Source organism: Pseudomonas linyingensis, from assembly GCF_900109175.1.
Classification (GTDB): Bacteria; Pseudomonadota; Gammaproteobacteria; order Pseudomonadales; family Pseudomonadaceae; genus Geopseudomonas; species Geopseudomonas linyingensis.
This window is the reverse complement of the sequence record NZ_FNZE01000021.1, coordinates 35271-51632: the sequence shown is the minus strand read 5'-3', so window position 1 is coordinate 51632 and position 16362 is coordinate 35271. Positions and strand designations below refer to the sequence as shown.

At 66.4% G+C, this 16362-nt stretch carries 16 protein-coding genes; 9 read left to right on the top strand and 7 right to left on the bottom strand.

The window, feature by feature from the left end; translation table 11 throughout:
* Positions 1 to 485: 485 nt before the first annotated feature.
* From BMZ19_RS19835 to BMZ19_RS19815, 5 genes are all read right to left on the bottom strand, one after another.
* Positions 486 to 1502, bottom strand: coding sequence for an AbrB family transcriptional regulator (locus BMZ19_RS19835; protein ID WP_090313311.1), 1017 nt, complete (start codon positions 1500 to 1502; stop codon positions 486 to 488).
* Positions 1486 to 3003 carry a tripartite tricarboxylate transporter permease gene (locus BMZ19_RS19830; RefSeq protein ID WP_090313310.1) on the bottom strand — a complete coding sequence of 506 codons (1518 nt, stop codon included), beginning with the start codon at positions 3001 to 3003 and terminating at the stop codon, positions 1486 to 1488. The genes BMZ19_RS19835 and BMZ19_RS19830 overlap by 17 nt, the downstream gene beginning before the upstream one ends.
* Before the next feature lie 4 nt (positions 3004 to 3007).
* A complete protein-coding gene (locus BMZ19_RS19825; RefSeq protein WP_090313309.1) occupies positions 3008 to 3448 on the bottom strand; it encodes a tripartite tricarboxylate transporter TctB family protein in 441 nt (146 codons plus the stop codon).
* An 89-nt stretch (positions 3449 to 3537) separates the two neighbouring features.
* Entirely contained in the window at positions 3538 to 4515 is a 978-nt protein-coding gene (locus BMZ19_RS19820; RefSeq protein ID WP_090313308.1) for a Bug family tripartite tricarboxylate transporter substrate binding protein, read from the bottom strand.
* A gap of 38 nt (positions 4516 to 4553) precedes the next feature.
* Positions 4554 to 5819 (bottom strand): OprD family porin, encoded by a 1266-nt coding sequence (locus BMZ19_RS19815; RefSeq protein WP_090313307.1) that lies wholly within the window; start codon positions 5817 to 5819, stop codon positions 4554 to 4556.
* A 191-nt stretch (positions 5820 to 6010) separates the two neighbouring features.
* Between BMZ19_RS19815 and BMZ19_RS19810 the strand changes: the two genes are divergently transcribed.
* From BMZ19_RS19810 to BMZ19_RS19800, 3 genes are all read left to right on the top strand, one after another.
* A complete protein-coding gene (locus tag BMZ19_RS19810; RefSeq protein ID WP_090313306.1) occupies positions 6011 to 6682 on the top strand; it encodes a response regulator in 672 nt (223 codons plus the stop codon).
* Positions 6675 to 8069 (top strand): sensor histidine kinase, encoded by a 1395-nt coding sequence (locus BMZ19_RS19805; protein ID WP_090313305.1) that lies wholly within the window; start codon positions 6675 to 6677, stop codon positions 8067 to 8069. The genes BMZ19_RS19810 and BMZ19_RS19805 overlap by 8 nt, the downstream gene beginning before the upstream one ends.
* A 66-nt stretch (positions 8070 to 8135) precedes the next feature.
* A protein-coding gene (locus tag BMZ19_RS19800; protein WP_090313304.1) for an IS3 family transposase occupies positions 8136 to 9298 on the top strand; the annotation gives its coding sequence in 2 pieces (ribosomal slippage) (positions 8136 to 8391 and positions 8391 to 9298; 1164 coding nt in all).
* A gap of 169 nt (positions 9299 to 9467) precedes the next feature.
* Here the strand turns inward: BMZ19_RS19800 and ygfZ are convergent.
* Complete coding sequence (gene ygfZ / locus BMZ19_RS19795) at positions 9468 to 10409, bottom strand: CAF17-like 4Fe-4S cluster assembly/insertion protein YgfZ (protein ID WP_090313325.1); 942 nt, start codon at positions 10407 to 10409, stop codon at positions 9468 to 9470.
* Positions 10410 to 10529: 120 nt separating this feature from the next.
* On the opposite strand from ygfZ, the gene BMZ19_RS19790 reads away from it, so the two are divergent.
* Positions 10530 to 10787, top strand: a complete 258-nt coding sequence (locus BMZ19_RS19790) for an FAD assembly factor SdhE (protein ID WP_090313324.1) — start codon at positions 10530 to 10532, stop codon at positions 10785 to 10787.
* Entirely contained in the window at positions 10771 to 11262 is a 492-nt protein-coding gene (locus BMZ19_RS19785; protein WP_090313303.1) for a protein YgfX, read from the top strand. Before BMZ19_RS19790 ends, BMZ19_RS19785 begins: the two co-directional genes overlap by 17 nt.
* Here BMZ19_RS19785 and nadB read toward each other — a convergent pair.
* On the bottom strand, positions 11250 to 12869 hold the full coding sequence (gene nadB, locus BMZ19_RS19780) for an L-aspartate oxidase (RefSeq protein ID WP_090313302.1): 1620 nt from the start codon (positions 12867 to 12869) through the stop codon (positions 11250 to 11252). The genes BMZ19_RS19785 and nadB overlap by 13 nt on opposite strands.
* Before the next feature lie 329 nt (positions 12870 to 13198).
* Here nadB and rpoE point away from each other — a divergent pair, with 329 nt between their 5' ends.
* The 4 genes from rpoE to BMZ19_RS19760 are packed head-to-tail and all read left to right on the top strand — an operon-like array spanning position 13199 to position 16326.
* Positions 13199 to 13780, top strand: a complete 582-nt coding sequence (gene rpoE, locus BMZ19_RS19775) for an RNA polymerase sigma factor RpoE/AlgU (RefSeq protein WP_090313301.1) — start codon at positions 13199 to 13201, stop codon at positions 13778 to 13780.
* A gap of 30 nt (positions 13781 to 13810) precedes the next feature.
* On the top strand, positions 13811 to 14377 hold the full coding sequence (locus BMZ19_RS19770; RefSeq protein WP_090313300.1) for a sigma-E factor negative regulatory protein: 567 nt from the start codon (positions 13811 to 13813) through the stop codon (positions 14375 to 14377).
* A gap of 24 nt (positions 14378 to 14401) precedes the next feature.
* Positions 14402 to 14866, top strand: coding sequence for a SoxR reducing system RseC family protein (locus tag BMZ19_RS19765; RefSeq protein ID WP_090313299.1), 465 nt, complete (start codon positions 14402 to 14404; stop codon positions 14864 to 14866).
* 35 nt (positions 14867 to 14901) lie between these two features.
* A complete protein-coding gene (locus BMZ19_RS19760; RefSeq protein WP_090313298.1) occupies positions 14902 to 16326 on the top strand; it encodes a DegQ family serine endoprotease in 1425 nt (474 codons plus the stop codon).
* The last annotated feature ends 36 nt before the right edge of the window (positions 16327 to 16362 follow it).

The window sequence follows — 16362 nt, the reverse complement described above, 5'->3', positions numbered from 1 at the left end:
TTGATTTTGTCGCTTTATGTCAGGCGGCGACGCCGTCGTAGCCAGCAGCCAATCCGCCGAACACACCCTCACGCGTACCTGCCGCGTTCTGATCGCTGTCAGCAGCCGAACTCCTGATTCATGACCGACGCATTCGCCTCATGCGTGACCGAGATCGGTATGAGCGGGGCGACTGCCTGTCCGCTATGTGGGTTGACTAAAGTGGGGGCGTGTCATAGAGCAGACTCCTTGGCTGGCACCGGCCTCGCGCCTGACCCGCAGGTGCCGCCACTGCAGCCAATCAGTCATGTGCGGTCGGCTCGCCGGGTTGCGGTGAGCGCCGTCTGCTGGTCAAGCAGAGCCGCTAGCTGCTCTGCAACCGGGGGAAGCTGTAGAGGATCATGCAGTTAGACTGCAGGAGTTGCTGGTGGCCTACCAGGCGCTGTCAATAGTCCCCCAAAAAGACCCGCACGAATGCGGGCCAAGTCCTGGTCATTGCTGCTGGTTCAGCTCCATCGCTGCCACAGGCGGAACAGCGGTTCGGCGAGAAACATTACTAGGAACAAGCGCAACACCTGCAGCGCTGTGACTAGGGCCACCGACAGTTGTAAGGCCTCGGCGGTCAGGCACAGTTCGGTTATGCCGCCGGGCATCATGCCCAGCATCAGTGAGAGGTGATCCTCGTCAGCCAGCCAGCCCAGTATTCTCGCCAGAGCTGCGGCAGACAGCATGGCCAGCAGGGTGAACAGCAGGATGCGCGCAAGAAATGCAGGTGCCGTACGGAAGAACTGACGATCGAAATGGCAACCCAGCGCACAGCCGATCAGCCACTGGCCGAGTGGACCGGCAACCGGAGGCAGACCCATGTGCAGATCAAAACTGCTGCTGGCCGTTGCGCAGACCAGCAGAGGGCCTAGCATCCAGGGGTTCGGTTGGCGCAGATGCTTCCATAGCAAGGCCAGCAGTGCGCCTGTTGGCAGCAGTACCGAAAGCCAATACCAGTCCACTGGCTGTGGCTGCGGGGCAGTGGTCGTCGGCAGGCCCCAGTTGAAAAGGGCCGGAATCAGTAAGACCACCAGCAACAGGCGCAGGCTGTGGGCCGCGGCCACTTGTGCCGCATGGGCCTGATTGCGTCGGGCGAGATTGACCATTTCACTGGCCCCGCCAGGCATGCTGGCGAAGAAGGCGGTTGCCCGGTCTAGGCCTGCCTGCCGTAGCAACGCAATCCCGATGAGGCTGAGCAGCAGTGTCGCCAGCGCCCCCAGCATGATCATGCTGAGATGCTCGCTTATCTGCGCCAGTACCTCGGTAGTGAAGTGCAGGCCGAGACCGCTGGCTATCAGCAACTGGCCGGTTTGGCGGCCGCCTGGCAGTTCGGCCAGCCGCCAGCCGCAACAACGCACGATGATCACCGCCAGCAGGGCCCCGACCAGCCACGGCAGTGGCCAGCCGGCGAGGCTGGCCAAATATCCGCCGCAGGCTCCGATCAGGGGCGTGGCGAGGATCTCAAAGCGCAGCGGCATCGGTGATCCGGGCCTTACCGCGTGCACGCCACCAGCGGATTCCGGGCATGACCAGCATCAGCGCCACCAGTGTCCAGAGGGCCAGGGTGATCGGGCTGCCCCAGAGAATGCCCAGCTCACCACTGGAGATCGACAGGGCGCGGCGCAGGTTGTCTTCCATCAAGTCGCCGAGGACGAAGCCGAGGATCAGCGCCGACAACGGGAAGTCCATCTTGCGCAACAGGTAGCCGAACACGCCGAGGGCAATCATCAGTACCAGATCGAAGGCGGTGCTGTGCACGGCATAGACGCCGACCATGCTGACGATGATGATCGCCGGCACCAGCACCCAGTTGGGCACGCTGAGCATGCGCGAGAACAGGCCTACCAGCGGGATGTTCATCACCAGCAGGATAACGTTGCCGATGAACAGCGAGGCAATCAGGCCCCAGACGATGTCTGGCTGTTGTTCGAACAGCAGCGGGCCGGGAGTGATGTTGTACAGGGTCAGTGCGCCGAGCATCACCGCGGTGGTGCCCGAACCGGGTACGCCAAGGGTCAGCATGGGGATCAGCGAGCCACAGGCCGAGGCGTTGTTGGCCGCCTCGGGTGCAGCCAGGCCGCGCAGATCGCCCTGGCCGAAACGACCGGATGAGCCGGCGATGCGCTTCTCGTTGATATAGGCCATAGCGCTGGCGATGGTCGCCCCGGCGCCGGGCAGGGTGCCGATGACGAAACCGCTCAGGGCGCTGCGCACCGCAGTCCAGCCGACCTGGCAGAACTCGCGGAAGTTGAACAGGAGCCGGCCGCTGGTCTTGACCGCCTGCTGGCCGCTGTGGGTCTGCTCGAGCATCAGCAGGATCTCGCTGACGCTGAACAGGCCGATCACCACGATGACGAATTGAATGCCATCAGACAGGCCCAGGCTGTCGAAGGTGAAACGGTACACGCCGGTGGTGGAGTCGACGCCGACGGTGGCCAGGGCCAGGCCCATCAGCGCGGCCATCAGGGTCTTCACCGGTTTGTCGCCGACCAGACCGCCCAGGCAGGTGATGGCGAACACCATCAGTACGAAGTACTCGGCCGGGCCGAAGGCCACCGCCCACTTGGCCAGCAGCGGGGCGAACAGCACCACGCCGAGGGTGGCGATGGTACTGCCGATGAACGAGCTCATCGCCGACAGCGACAGGGCGATGCCGGCCTTGCCCTGCTTGGCCAGCGGGTAGCCGTCCATGGTGGTCATGATCGCCGCAGCGTCGCCCGGCACGTTGAGCAGGATTGCGGAGATACGCCCGCCGTACTCGCAGCCCAGGTAGACGGCGGCGAGCAGGATCAGTGCGGTTTCCGGCGGCAGGCCGAGGGCGAAGGCCAGCGGCAGCAGCAGCGCCACGCCGTTGATCGGGCCGAGGCCGGGGAGCATGCCGACGATGGTGCCGGTGAAGGCACCGAACAGGGCCATCAACAGGTTGATCGGGCGCAGGGCGACATCGAAGCCCTGTGCCAGGAAGTTCAAGGTTTCCATGGTGTCACTCCACGAGGAATTCGAACACGCCCAGCGGCAGGGGCACGTCCAGCAGCAGATCGAACAGGGCGTAGAGCAGCCCCCCCATCAGCACCCCGGAAATGGCGCAGGGCAGCGGGCGGCCGCCGAACAGCAGGCCGAGGCCGGCCGTTGCCAGGGCGGTGCTGGGGATGAAGCCGAGCGGCTCAAAGAGGAAGGCGTAGATCAGCATGCTGCCCACGCAGAGCAGGGCGCGCAGGGTCTGGCGGCCACTAAGCAGATGCTGGAGCACGGAGGGTTTGCACAGCATCCAGAGTGAGCCGGCAGCGATCAGGGCGAGCAGCAGCAGCGGATAGGCTCGCGGCCCTACCGGGTCGTAGGAGAAGGGAGCCTGGAAGCCCCAGGCGATCAGGGCGAGGCCGGCGCACAGGAGCAACCAGACCGAGCCAAACAGGCGGTCATACATGGCGAAGTACCTGGGAAGGATGGGAAGACTGGTCTCTCAGGGAGAGAGGTCTGGCCGGTGAGGAGGGGGCTCCTCTCCGGCCAGGCGTCTTACTGGACCAGACCGAACTCGGCGGCCAACTGCTTGTACTGCTCGACCTGCTTGAACACGAAGTCGCGTAGTTCGTCGCCGGTCATGGCCATGGGGAACAGGTCGCGTTGCTGGCGCAGCTGGGCGAAGTCGTCGCTGGCCAGCATCTGCTCGAACTGGCCTTTCCACCAGGAGTAATCCTCATCCTTGACTTCTGGTCCCATGTAGAAGCCGCGAACGATTGGCCAGGTGATGTTGTAGCCCTGTTCCTTCGCGGTGGGGATGCCGGCCAGCTTGCCCGGCATGCGCTCCTCGGACAGTACGGCGAGAACTCGTACTTTTCCTGCCTCCAATTGTGCGGTGCCTTCGCTGAGACCGCTGATAACCGCCTGCACATGGCTGCCAAGCAAGGCAGTCATCGGCTCACCACCACCCTCGAAGGCTACATAGCGCAGTTTCTGCGGGTCGACGCCGACAGAACGGGCGATCAGCGCGGTCTGCATCCAGTCCTGGCTACCAATGGTACCCCCGGCACCAATCACCAGATTGCTCGGGTCCTGCTTCAAGACGTCCAGCAAGTCATTGAGGGTTTTATAGGGGGAGTCGTCACGCACGATGACGGCACCGTAATCGGTGCCGATGGCGGCCAGCCACTTGACCGCAGTTTCGTCATAGCGGCCGAACTTGCCTTGGGCCAGATTGAGCAGCGAGCCGCTGGAGAAGGCGATGATGGTGCCAGCCTCCTTCGGCCGCTGGGCGACCACTGCGTTGTAGGCCACTGCGCCGATCCCGCCGGGCATGTAGGTGACGCGCATCGGTGCCTTGAGTAAGCCTGCATCCCTTAGGCCGCTCTGCGCCAGCTTGCAGGTCAGGTCGAAGCCGCCGCCAGGCTTGGCCGCGGCGATGCATTCGGGGCGCTTGGGCTCGGCGGCTAGCAGTTGGCCGGCGAAGACGAGACCGGCGGCGGCGAGGGCGAGGCGGGTGAAGGTGGTGTTCATGGCAGTTTCTCCGACAGATTCTTATTGTGGGGCAGGGCTTACCAGATCGGCAGGCTGTAGCCGACGATTACCCGGTTCTCGTCCGCATCGCGGGCGAAGCTGGAGCGGAAGCTGGCGTTGCGCAGGCGCACGTAGAGGTCCTTGAGCGGGCCGCTCTGCACCGCGTACTTGAGTTCGATGTCGCGTTCCCACTCGCTGCCCTCCAGGCTGCTGCCGGCGACCTCGGCGTTGTCGCCCTTGACGTAGCGGGTCAGGAAGCTCAGGCCGGGTACGCCCAGGCTGGCGAAGTTGAAGTCGTAGCGGGCCTGCCAGGAGCGTTCGTCGGCGTTGGCGAAGTCGTTGATCTGCACGAAGTTGACCAGGAACGGGTCGCTGCCGTCGATGTAGGCATAGCCGGTGTCGCCGCTCATCTGCTGGTAGCCGAGGCTGAACTTGTGGGCGCCCAGGCCGTAGCCGAGCATGCCGTTGAGCGCGCGGTTGTCGATCTCGCCGGCGTTGGCGGCGCCGCTGTCGTCGCTGAGCATCACGCGCAGGTCGGCGCTCAGAGTGCCGGCGCCCAGCGGCTGCTTGGCGAGCAGACCGAAGTAGTGCTGGCGGTAGACGTCATCCAGATCGGCGAAGTAGTAGCGGCCGGTCAGCGCCTTGCTGAACTGGTAGTCGAGACCGGCGAGATCGAGGTGGTCGCTGCTCACACCGCTGACGAAGCGCCTGTTCTTGCTGTTGAGGAGCAGGTCCTCGGAGTTGGTCGAGGCGCGGTCGATCACCTGGTTCAGGCGCCCGCCGATGAAGGTCAGGCCGTCGATTTCCTTCGAGGAGAGCAGGCCGCCCTCGAACACCTGCGGCAGCAGGCGGCTGTCGCTGGCCTTGACCACCGGCAGCTCGGGGACGTGCGAGCCGTAGCGCAGCTCGGTGGCGGAGACCTTGACCTTGGCGGTCAGGCCCAGGCGGCCGAACTGGTCCGGGGTGCCGCCGTCGTCCTGCACCGGCAGCAAGTCGGTGCCGGTGCGCCCGCCACCCGAGTCGAGCTTGACGCCGAGCATGCCCAGGGCGTCGAGGCCGAAGCCGACGCTGCCATCGGTGTAGCCGGACTGGATATCGAGAAGGAAACCCTGGCCCCATTCCTCGCGCTTGTTCTGCCCGGAGCCTTCGCGGAAGTCACGGTTCAAGTAGATGTTGGTGGTGGTCAGCGTGGCGCTGCTGTCCTCGACGAAGCCGGCGTGGGCCAGCGGGGCGAGGGTGCAGGCGGTGATGGCCAGGGCCAGGCGGCGGACAGGCGGCAGGGCCTGCCAGGCGGCAGTCGGCATCGCGGTATCTCCAGTCATTGTTGTTGTCGTCGGCAGCCGGGCTGCCGCGTGGGCTGGGAGCGCCCATGAAGGATGCTAGGGAGCGAAGCTTTCGCCTGGCTTTCAGGCTGAAAGAAAGTCGCAGATGCGCTCGCCGCGGTGTGGCTACCGTTACACTCGACGCATAACGACAAGACTTCGGAGACTTTTTCGTGCGAATCCTGCTGGTCGAAGACCATCCCTCCCTGGCCGCCAGCGTGGCCCAGGCCCTGCGCGGCGCCGGCTGGAGCGTGGACCTGCTGACCGACGGCGTGGCCGCCGATCATGCTCTGGCCAGCGAGGACTACGCGCTGGCCATCCTTGACGTCGGCCTGCCGCGCCTCGACGGCTTCCAGGTGCTCGCCCGCCTGCGCGATCGCGGCAAGACCCTGCCGGTGCTGATGCTCACAGCGCGTGGCGAGGTGGCCGACCGCGTGCATGGACTCAATCTCGGTGCCGACGACTACCTGGCCAAGCCCTTCGAGCTGTCCGAGCTGGAGGCGCGGGTCAAGGCCCTGCTGCGTCGCAGCGTGCAGGGCGGCGAGCAGCAGCAGCGCTGCGGCGCGCTGGTCTACGACCTCGGCACCCGGCGCTTCACGCTCGGCGCGGAGGTGCTCGCACTGACCTCGCGCGAGCAGGCGGTGCTGCAGGCGCTGATTGCCCGCCCCGGCCGGGTGATGAGCAAGGAGCAATTGGCCGCCCAGGTGTTCGGCCTCGACGAGGAGGCCAGTCCCGACGCCATTGAGATCTACATCCATCGCCTGCGCAAGAAGCTGGAAGGGCGAGGGGTGCGTATCGTCACCTTCCGTGGTCTCGGCTACCTGCTGGAGGCCTGCGATGGCTGAGCTGCGCGGCAGCAGCTTGCGCGGGCGTCTGCTGCGCCGGCTGGCCCTGCTGCTGGCACTGATCCTGCTGCTCGGCGGCCTGAGCGGCTACTGGAGCGCGCGGCGCGCGGCCGATACCGCCTACGACCGCACCCTGCTGGCCTCGGCGCGCGCGGTGGCCGACGGCCTGTACAGCAGCGACGGCCAGCTCAAGGCCAACGTGCCCTACGTGGCGCTGGACACCTTCGCCTACGACAGCGCCGGGCGCATCTACTACCAGGTGCTCGATCCGCTCGGCGCGCTGGTTTCCGGCTACGAGGCGCTGCCGGCGCCGGCGCCGAAGGTCAAGCGCACCGACGACTATCCGGCGCTGGCGCGCTTCTACGATGGCGTCTACCGCGAGCAGGAGGTGCGCGTGGTCAGCCTGCTGCAGCCGGTCAGCGAAGCGGACCTGGAGGGCATTGCCGAGATCCGCGTGGCCGAGACCCGTGGCGCCCGCGAGCGCATGGCCCGCGAGCTGCTGGTCGGCACCCTGTGGCGCATGGGCCTGCTGGCGCTCACCGCGCTGGGCTTGGTGTGGCTGGCGGTGAGTCTGGCGCTGCGCCCGCTGGAGCAGCTGCGCCAGGCGGTGGCGGCGCGCGCCAGCGACGACCTGCAGCCGCTGCCGGAGGCCGACCTGCCGCGCGAGCTGGGGCCGCTGGTGGACGCCCTCAACCAGTTCAACGCCCGTCTGCGCGGCCTGTTCGAGCGCCAGGCGCAGTTCATCGCCGAGGCCGCCCACGAGCTGCGCACGCCGCTGGCCGCGCTCAAGGCGCGCCTGGAACTGGGCCGTCGCGCGGAGGATGCCGGGGAGTGGCGGCTTGCCCTCGACGAAGCCGCCGGCAGCACCGAGCGGCTAACCCAGCTGGCCAACCAGCTGCTGTCGCTGGCGCGGATCGAGAGCGGCGCGCGGGCCATCGCCGAGGGCGGCGCGCAGCGTCTGGAACTGGGTGCCGTGGCCCGCGAGCTGGGCCTGGCGCTGGCGCCGCTGGCCCATGGGCGCGGCGTGGCCCTGGCGCTGGAAGCGGAGGAGGCGGTGTGGGTCGACGGCGAGCCGACCCTGCTCAGCGAGCTGCTGTGCAATCTGCTGGACAACGCCCTGGCGCACACGCCGGTCGGCGGCAACGTGATCCTGCGCGTGCTGGCGCCGGCGATTCTCGAAGTGGAGGACGACGGCCCGGGGATTCCGGCCGAGGAGCGCGAGAAGGTGTTCGAGCGCTTCTACCGGCGTAGCGCCGGTGGCACGGGGGCCGGTCTTGGCCTGGCCATCGTCGGCGAGATCTGCCGCGCCCACCGCGCGCGGATCAGCCTTGAGGACGGCGCGGCGGGCGGATTGCGCGTAAGGGTGGAGTTTCCGCCAGCGGGGTAGTGTAGTGGATCTACTGATCCCGGACACCGATTTAGGCGAAAATCATCGCCATTAGAGAGGTGTTCGATGAGTAGACAGCGACGTACATTCTCAACCGAGTTCAAGCGCGAAGCCGCGACTCTGGTTATGGATCAGGGGTACACCGTGGTGGAGGCCTGCCAGTCCTTGGGGGTGGTGGAATCGGCGCTGCGTCGATGGATCAAACAGCTTCAGGATGAGCGCAACGGCATCACCCCGCAGGGCAAGGCGCTGACTCCCGAGCAGCAGAAGATCCAGGAGCTGGAAGCCAGGATCAACCGGCTGGAGCGGGAGAAAGCGATCCTAAAAAAGGCTACCGCTCTCTTGATGGCGGACGAACTCGAACGTACGCGCTGATAGACCAGTTGAGTGAGCAGGAGCCCGTGGAAATGGTCTGTTCAGCTTTCGATGTACCCCGCTCTTGCTACTACGACTATCGCGTCCGCCGCCATCGAACCGATGCTCGTCGTGTAGCCTTGCGTAGCCAGGTCAACCAGCTTTTCAGTGACAGCCGAGGATCTGCGGGCAGCCGCAGCATCATGGGCATGATGCGTGAGCAGGGTGTGGTGATTGGCCGTTTTCGGGTTCGACGTCTGATGCGTGAGCTGGGCCTCGTCAGCAAGCAGCCTGGCTCTCACGCCTACAAACAGGCCACTCTCGAGCGGCCCGATATCCAGAACCTGCTGAACCGCGAGTTCACTGTCGAGCGCCCCAACCAGGTCTGGTGTGGTGACATTACCTACGTCTGGGCTCATGGCCGCTGGCATTACCTGGCGGTCGTTCTGGATCTGCATGTACGCCGCGTGGTGGGCTGGGCGTTTTCCAACAGGCCGGATGCCGAGCTGGCGGTTCGAGCCCTCGACATGGCGTACGAACAGCGTGGCAGGCCGCAACAGGTGATGTTCCATTCCGATCAGGGCAGCCAATATGCCAGTCGCCTGTTCCGGCAACGGCTATGGCGTTACCGCATGCGGCAGAGCATGAGCAGACGCGGAAACTGCTGGGACAATGCTCCGATGGAGCGGCTGTTTCGCAGCCTGAAGACCGAGTGGATACCCTCCACGGGTTACATGACGGCCCGAGAGGCACAGCGGGATATCAGCCATTACCTGATGCATCGATACAACTGGCTCAGACCGCATCAGGCCAATGATGGGCTGCCGCCCGCCGTGGCCGAGAAAAAACTTAACCCAATGTCCGGGATGGCTTGACCACTACATAGGGCCCCTGAGCCTGCTCACGATCTTGCGAGCTAAGGTCAGGCAAGACCTCGGCGGCCCCGCGAAATCGGTTGAGGAAGCGGAGTTTGCTGGTTGCAAATGAGCATTCCGAAACCGATTTCAATGCAGCATGGCCGACGCGCAGCAGATCGTGAGTGGCTCAATGCTGGATGTCGCGGTCGCTGTCGATCGTATAGGGCAGCTCCAGCAACTGCAGCGCCGGGCCTTCGATACTGGCCAGGTGCAGGCGGCCGTCCTCGACGGCGTTGTCCTGCAGCACGGCGAGCAGTTCGATGCCGTCCTGGCTGCGCGCGGCCAGCGCCACTTCGCCCACGGAGGAGCCGTGCACCGGGGAGAACAGCTCGGCGCCGGGTGCCGGCAGTTCGCCGCCATCCATATGCAGGCGGTACAGGCGGCGCTTGAGGCGGCCGAGGTACTGCATGCGCGCGACGATCTCCTGGCCGGTGTAGCAGCCCTTCTTGAAGCTCACTCCGCCGAGGCTCTGCAGGTTGAGCATCTGCGGGATGAACAGCTCGCGGGTGGCGCCGAACACCTGGCCGACGCCGGCACGCACCTGGGCCAGCAGCCAGTCGTTGAGGCTGCCCTCGCGCAGCTGGGCGGCCAGGCGTGGACGCAGGCTGTCGGCCTCGTTGGCCGGCGCCCACAGTTCGCAGCCCCCCTCGTGCAGACGCACGGCCAGCAGCGCGCCGCTGCGGGCCACGCTGCCGGCCTGCGCCGGCAGGTCGAGACCGAGGGTGAGCAGCACGCCGTCACCCTCGCTGAGGCCGAAACGCACCCACGCCGCGCTTTCGTCGCTCAGCTGGGCCTTGAAGAACACCGCGTATTTCTTCAGGTCGGCCAGCTGCGCTTCCAGCAGTTCGCGGGCCATGGCCAGGGCGAAGCCGTCGCCCAGCGGCACGATGCGAAAGCTCGACAGCATGCGGCCCTTGGGCGTGCAGCGGGCACCGAGGCTGCTGGTGTCGAGGTTCAGGTAGTTGAGGTTGCAGGTCAGCTGGCCCTGGAGGAACTTGGCGGCGTCCACGCCGCGGACGGCGATGACGCCTTCGTGGTCGAGTTGGCAGAAGAAAGCGGATGCGGGCATGTCGGTCGCCGGAACGGGAATCGGGGTGGCCATAATAGAGCGCCCCGCCGATGCTTGTCAGCCGCACTGGCGGTGGCAGGGGGCATGGTTATAATGCGCGGCATTGCCGAGGAGGCCGAGATGACCGAAGAAAACATCGAACTGAAGCGACTGCAGTGGGAATGCCGGCGCGGCATGCTGGAGCTGGACGTGCTGTTCAAGCCGTTTCTGGACGAGGCCTATGGGCAGTTGGAAGCCACCGATCAGGAGCGCTTTCGCAACCTGCTCAAGTGCGAGGACCCGGACCTGTTCAGCTGGTTCATGGGCTACAGCGTATCCGACAATGCCGATCACATGCGCCTGGTGCGCATGATCCTGGACCGTGTCCAGCCGAAGTGAACCGTTCGAGTGCCACTGGCGGCCGTCGCGGCGCCTGCTGGCACTCTATCTGGGCGCGCTGGGGCTGGCGCTGCTGGCCCTGCTGCTCGCCGCATTGCCAGGCTGGGCGCAGGCTGCCGGCCTCCTGCTCTGTCTGATCCATGCCACATGGACGCTGCCGCGGGCGATCCTGCTGACCCATCCCCACGCCTTCACCGGCCTGCGCCATGACGCGCAAGGCTGGCAGCTGCGCAATGCCGCCGAGGGCTGGGTCGCGGTGCAGTTGCGCCCCGGCAGCCTGGCCCTGCCGCCGGCGGTCATCCTGCAGTTTCGTCGCCCGGGACAGTGGTTCGCCCGCGGCCTGTGCATTCCCGCCGACAGCCTGAGCCAGAGTCTGCATCGACGCCTGCGCGTGCGCCTGAAGTTCAGCCGCCGGCGCTGGGCGCCAGTGGCGGACGCGAGCCCGCAAGCGCTGCCGCCGTCTCAGTCGGGCTGATAGCCCGGCGGCACCAGGATGGTATCGCCGGCCTTCGGCAGCTGGCCGGGATAGTCCAGGGTGAAGTGCAGGCCGCGGCTCTCCTTGCGCAGCATCGCCGACTGGATCATCAGGTCGGCGACCTGGGCCAGGTTGCGCAGCTCGATCAGGTCGCGACTGACCTTGTAGTTGCTGTAGAACTCGTCGATTTCGCTGAGCAGCAGGCGCACGCGGTGCTGGGCGCGCTGCAGGCGCTTGTTGGTGCGCACGATGCCGACGTAGTCCCACATGAAGCGCCGCAACTCGTCCCAGTTGTGCGCGATGATCACGTCCTCGTCGGAGTCGGTCACCTGACTGGCGTCCCAGGTCGGCAGCTGCTGCGGCATGGCGACCCGCTCCAGCTGGCTGACGATGTCGGCGGCCGCCGAGCGGGCGTAGACGAAGCACTCCAGAAGCGAGTTGCTGGCCAGGCGGTTGGCGCCGTGCAGGCCGGTGAAGCTGGTCTCGCCGATGGCGTACAGGCCCGGCACGTCGCTGTGGCCGCGGCTGTCGACCACCACGCCGCCGCAGGTGTAGTGCGCCGCCGGCACCACCGGGATCGGCTGGCGGGTGATGTCGATGCCGTACTGCAGGCAGCGCTCGTAGACGGTGGGGAAGTGGTTCTTGATGAATTCGGCCGGCTTGTGGCTGATGTCCAGGTACACGCAGTCGATACCCAGTCGCTTCATCTCGTGGTCGATGGCGCGGGCGACGATGTCGCGCGGGGCCAGTTCGGCACGCGGGTCGAAGCGCTCCATGAAGCGCTCGCCGTTGGGCAGCTTGAGCAGGCCGCCCTCGCCGCGCACCGCCTCGGTGATCAGGAAGTTCTTCGCCTGCGGGTGGTACAGGCAGGTCGGGTGGAACTGGTTGAACTCCAGGTTGCCGACCCGGCAGCCGGCCCGCCAGGCCATGGCGATGCCGTCGCCGCAGGTGCCGTCCGGGTTGCTGGTGTACAGGTAGACCTTGGCCGCGCCGCCGGTGGCCAGGACCACGAAGCGCGCGCGGAAGGTGTCGACCTCGCCGCTGGCGCGGTTGAGCACGTAGGCGCCCAGACAGCGGCGGCCCTTGCCGCCGAGCTTGCGCTCGGTGATCAGGTCGACCGCCACGCGCTGTTCGAGCAGTTCGATGTTCGGGCATTGCCGGGCGCGCGCCAGCAGGGTATTGAAGATCGCCGTGCCGGTGGCGTCGGCGGCATGGATGATGCGCCGATGGCTGTGGCCGCCCTCGCGGGTCAGGTGGAAGGCGAAGCCGTGCTCGCCGTCGTGGTGCTCGTCGTCGCGGGTGAAGGGCACACCTTGGTCGATCAGCCACTGGATGGCTTCGCGGCTGTGCTCGACGGTGAAACGCACCGCATCCTCGCGGCACAGGCCGGCGCCGGCGGTGAGGGTGTCCTGCACGTGCGATTCGATGTTGTCGCTGTCGTCGAGTACCGCCGCCACGCCGCCCTGGGCCCAGTAGGTCGAGCCGCCGGCGAGGTCGCCCTTGCTCAGCACGGCCACGCGCAGGTGCGCCGGCAGGTTGAGGGCGAGGGACAGGCCGGCGCCGCCGCTGCCGATGATCAGTACGTCGTGCTGATAGTGTTGGCTCATGTGCGCCGTTCCGCTGTAGGTCGCGCCCTAGTATATAGAAGGGCCAGTCGGCACAATATAAATGAACTTGAGCAGGTGTCTGCGTTCTTAGCGAGGTTGTCCTGCAGGCGGCCGCCCGGCGACTTGGCCGGTGTTGCGCGACTGTTGCGCTGCAGACTCAACAATGCGAGGTGCCTGGCGCGGCCTCGTCTGATTTTTCGTACCCCGGCCCGTGTGGCCGCGGGAGAAGGTGTCCGCAGAGACGAACTTTTGCGCAGGGCCCGGGTCTATTCAACCAGACCGAATCAACTGGGCTGCGCAGTTCTCTCCGGGCGTTTGAAGGAGCATGAATGCAAACCCAGGAACCGGATCAGCTGCTGGTCGAGCGGGTCCAGCGTGGCGACAAGCGCGCGTTCGATCTGCTGGTCCTCAAGTATCAGCACAAGATTCTCGGGCTGATCGTGCGTTTCGTGCACGATCCCCAGGAAGCTCAGGATGTGGCGCAGGAGGCGTTCATCAAGGCCTACCGTGCCTTGGCCAACTTCCGCGGTGACAGCGCCTTCTACACGTGGCTGTACCGGATTGCCGTGAACACGGCGAAGAATCACCTGGTGGCGCGCGGTCGGCGGCCGCCGGACAGCGATGTCAGCGCCGAGGATGCCGAGTTCTTCGAAGGCGATCATGCCCTCAAGGACCTCGAAACGCCGGAGCGCGCCCTGCTGCGCGATGAGATCGAGGCCACGGTGCATCGAACCATCCAGCAGCTGCCCGAGGATCTGCGCACTGCCCTGACCCTGCGCGAGTTCGAGGGTTTGAGTTACGAGGAAATTGCCACTGCCATGCAGTGTCCGGTAGGTACGGTGCGCTCGCGGATCTTCCGGGCGCGTGAAGCGATCGACAAGGCCCTGCAGCCGCTGCTGCACGAAGGCTGAAAACCCGGCGAAAGCCAAGAGAGGAATACCATGAGTCGTGAAGTCCTGGATCAGTCGGTGTCCGCCGTCATGGACGGCGAAGCTGATGAACTGGAGCTGCGGCGCGTGCTGGCGGCTGCCGGAGAGGACGCCGCGGTTCGCGAGCGCTGGTCGCGTTACCAGCTGGCCCGGGCGGTGATGCACAAGCAGACCGTGGTTCCTGGACTGGATCTGGCCTCCGCAGTGTCCGCGGCGATCGCCGCCGAGGAGTCTCCGGTGGTCGCGCCGGCTGTCCCTGCGGCGCGTTCCGGCTGGGCACGTTTCGGTCGTGTGGCGGTTGCCGCCTCGGTGACCTTGGCAGTGCTGGTCGGCGTGCGCTTCTACAACGGCCAGGACGATGCCGCCCTCGCGCCGCAGCTGGCCCAGCAGCCGACGCTGCCGCAGCAGGAGCTGCGTCCGGTCGTCGCTCCGCAGGGGGCGGCGGTATTGGCCAGCTTCCCGACCGCCCCGGTCGAGGCGCAGTCGGCTGCTCCCGCGGAGGCGGGCGAGCTGCTGCGCGAGCTGCCGGTCGACGCCGCCAAGTCGGCCGTGGAAGCGGCAGGCGGCCAGGCGGAGTGATAGCGACATGCAGGTGACCGCGGCATGATTGAAGAGCCGGGGCGGGTCGTCGCGCTCGAAGAGGGAGCGGTGTGGGTGGAGACCCTGCGCCGCAGCACCTGCTCGGCCTGCTCGGCGAATGCCGGCTGTGGTCAGGGCTTGATGGAGAAGCTGGGCGTCGGTCAGAAGCGCGGCTATGTGCGGGCGCTGACCGATCTGCAGTTGGCGGTGGGCGATGGCGTGGTCATCGGCATCCGCGAGGATCTGCTGGTGAGCAGTTCCCTGCGGGTCTACCTACTACCGTTGCTGGGCCTGTTTGCCGGTGCAATGCTGGCACAATGGTTGGCGCTGGCCGAGTCTTTTGTCATTCTGAGTAGCCTCGGCGGATTCCTCGCGGTGTGGTGGCTGGTGCGCTGGCACAGCCGGCGCAGCGAGGCCGATCCGGCCCTGCAGCCAGTGGTGCTGCGGGCGGAGTTGGCCGTGCGAGCCATGCCCACGGAAAGTCGTTGATCCTGAAGGTTGTTCTCAAAGGGAGTCGAAGATTCATGCGTACCCTGAAACGCGCCCTGCTGTCGCTGGCCGCCGTGCTGGCGATGGCTCAGGTACTGGTGGCCCACGCCCAGTTGCCGGAATTCACCGAACTGGTCGAGCAGGCTTCGCCGGCTGTGGTCAACATCAGCACCCGGCAGACCCTGCCAGCGCAGCCTGCCGGCATGCCGCCGCAGATGATGCCCGACCTCGAGGGCCTGCCGCCGATGTTCCGTGACTTCTTCGAGCGCAGCATCCCGCAGCTGCCGCCGGGACAGCAGCGCAAACGCGAGGCGCAGTCGCTGGGTTCGGGCTTCATCATTTCCGCGGACGGCTACGTGCTGACCAACAATCATGTGGTGGCCGACGCCGACGAGATCATCGTGCGCCTGTCCGACCGTAGCGAGCTGGAGGCCAAGCTGGTCGGCGCCGATCCGCGCACCGACGTGGCGCTGCTCAAGGTCGAGGGCAAGGGGCTGCCGAGCGTCAAGCTGGGCAAGTCGGAAGCCCTCAAGGTCGGCGAATGGGTGGTGGCCATCGGTTCGCCGTTCGGCTTCGACCACTCGGTCACCGCCGGCATCGTCAGTGCCAAGGGGCGCAGCCTGCCCGACGAGAACTACGTGCCGTTCATCCAGACCGACGTGGCGATCAACCCCGGCAACTCCGGCGGTCCGCTGTTCAACCTGGACGGTGAGGTGGTCGGCATCAATTCGCAGATCTTTACCCGCTCGGGCGGCTTCATGGGCCTGTCGTTCGCGATTCCGATCGACGTGGCGATGAACGTGGCCGAGCAGCTCAAGGCGGAGGGCAAGGTCAACCGCGGCTGGCTGGGTGTGGTGATCCAGGAGGTCAGCAAGGATCTGGCGGAAACCTTCGGTCTGGACAAGCCGGCCGGCGCGCTGGTGGCCCAAGTGCTGGAAGACAGCCCAGGCGCCAAGGGCGGCCTGCGTGTGGGCGATGTGATCCTCGCCCTCGACGGCAAGCCGATCGTGGCGTCGGCCGATCTGCCGCATCTGGTCGGCGGCCTCAAGCCGGGCACCAAGGTGACCTTGGATGTGGTGCGCGACGGCGCCCGCCAGCAGCTGACTATGGCCATCGGCGCACTGCCGGACGACGGTGAGGCCATCGCCGCGGCTGGCGCCAAGGGCGGCGCGGAGCGCAGCAGCAATCGTCTGGGAGTGACCGTGGTCGACCTCACCGCGGAGCAGAAGAAGGCCCTGGAAGTGGAGGGCGGCGCGCTGATTCGCGAGGTGCAGGACGGCCCGGCGGCGCTGATCGGCCTGCGTCCCGGCGATGTGATCACCCACCTGAACAACCAGTCGATCGACTCGGCCAAGACCTTCGGCAAGGTCGCCGAGGCGCTGCCGAAGAACCGCAGCGTGTCGATGCGCGTGCTGCGCCAGGGACGCGCCAGCTTCATCACCTTCAAGCTGGCCGAGTGATCGGCAGGTCCGTAGTAAAGGGGGGCGCTTCGGCGC

Coding starts and splice junctions, on each gene's coding strand:
- BMZ19_RS19825 (WP_090313309.1), bottom strand. CDS start 3,448: ATGTATGACCGCCTGTTTGGCTCGGTCTGGTTGCTCCTGTGCGCCGGC.
- ygfZ (WP_090313325.1), bottom strand. CDS start 10,409: ATGCCCGCATCCGCTTTCTTCTGCCAACTCGACCACGAAGGCGTCATC.
- BMZ19_RS19820 (WP_090313308.1), bottom strand. CDS start 4,515: ATGAACACCACCTTCACCCGCCTCGCCCTCGCCGCCGCCGGTCTCGTC.
- BMZ19_RS19770 (WP_090313300.1), top strand. CDS start 13,811: ATGAGTCGTGAAGTCCTGGATCAGTCGGTGTCCGCCGTCATGGACGGC.
- BMZ19_RS19815 (WP_090313307.1), bottom strand. CDS start 5,819: ATGCCGACTGCCGCCTGGCAGGCCCTGCCGCCTGTCCGCCGCCTGGCC.
- BMZ19_RS19765 (WP_090313299.1), top strand. CDS start 14,402: ATGATTGAAGAGCCGGGGCGGGTCGTCGCGCTCGAAGAGGGAGCGGTG.
- nadB (WP_090313302.1), bottom strand. CDS start 12,869: ATGAGCCAACACTATCAGCACGACGTACTGATCATCGGCAGCGGCGGC.
- BMZ19_RS19805 (WP_090313305.1), top strand. CDS start 6,675: ATGGCTGAGCTGCGCGGCAGCAGCTTGCGCGGGCGTCTGCTGCGCCGG.
- BMZ19_RS19835 (WP_090313311.1), bottom strand. CDS start 1,502: ATGCCGCTGCGCTTTGAGATCCTCGCCACGCCCCTGATCGGAGCCTGC.
- BMZ19_RS19790 (WP_090313324.1), top strand. CDS start 10,530: ATGACCGAAGAAAACATCGAACTGAAGCGACTGCAGTGGGAATGCCGG.
- BMZ19_RS19760 (WP_090313298.1), top strand. CDS start 14,902: ATGCGTACCCTGAAACGCGCCCTGCTGTCGCTGGCCGCCGTGCTGGCG.
- BMZ19_RS19830 (WP_090313310.1), bottom strand. CDS start 3,003: ATGGAAACCTTGAACTTCCTGGCACAGGGCTTCGATGTCGCCCTGCGC.
- rpoE (WP_090313301.1), top strand. CDS start 13,199: ATGCAAACCCAGGAACCGGATCAGCTGCTGGTCGAGCGGGTCCAGCGT.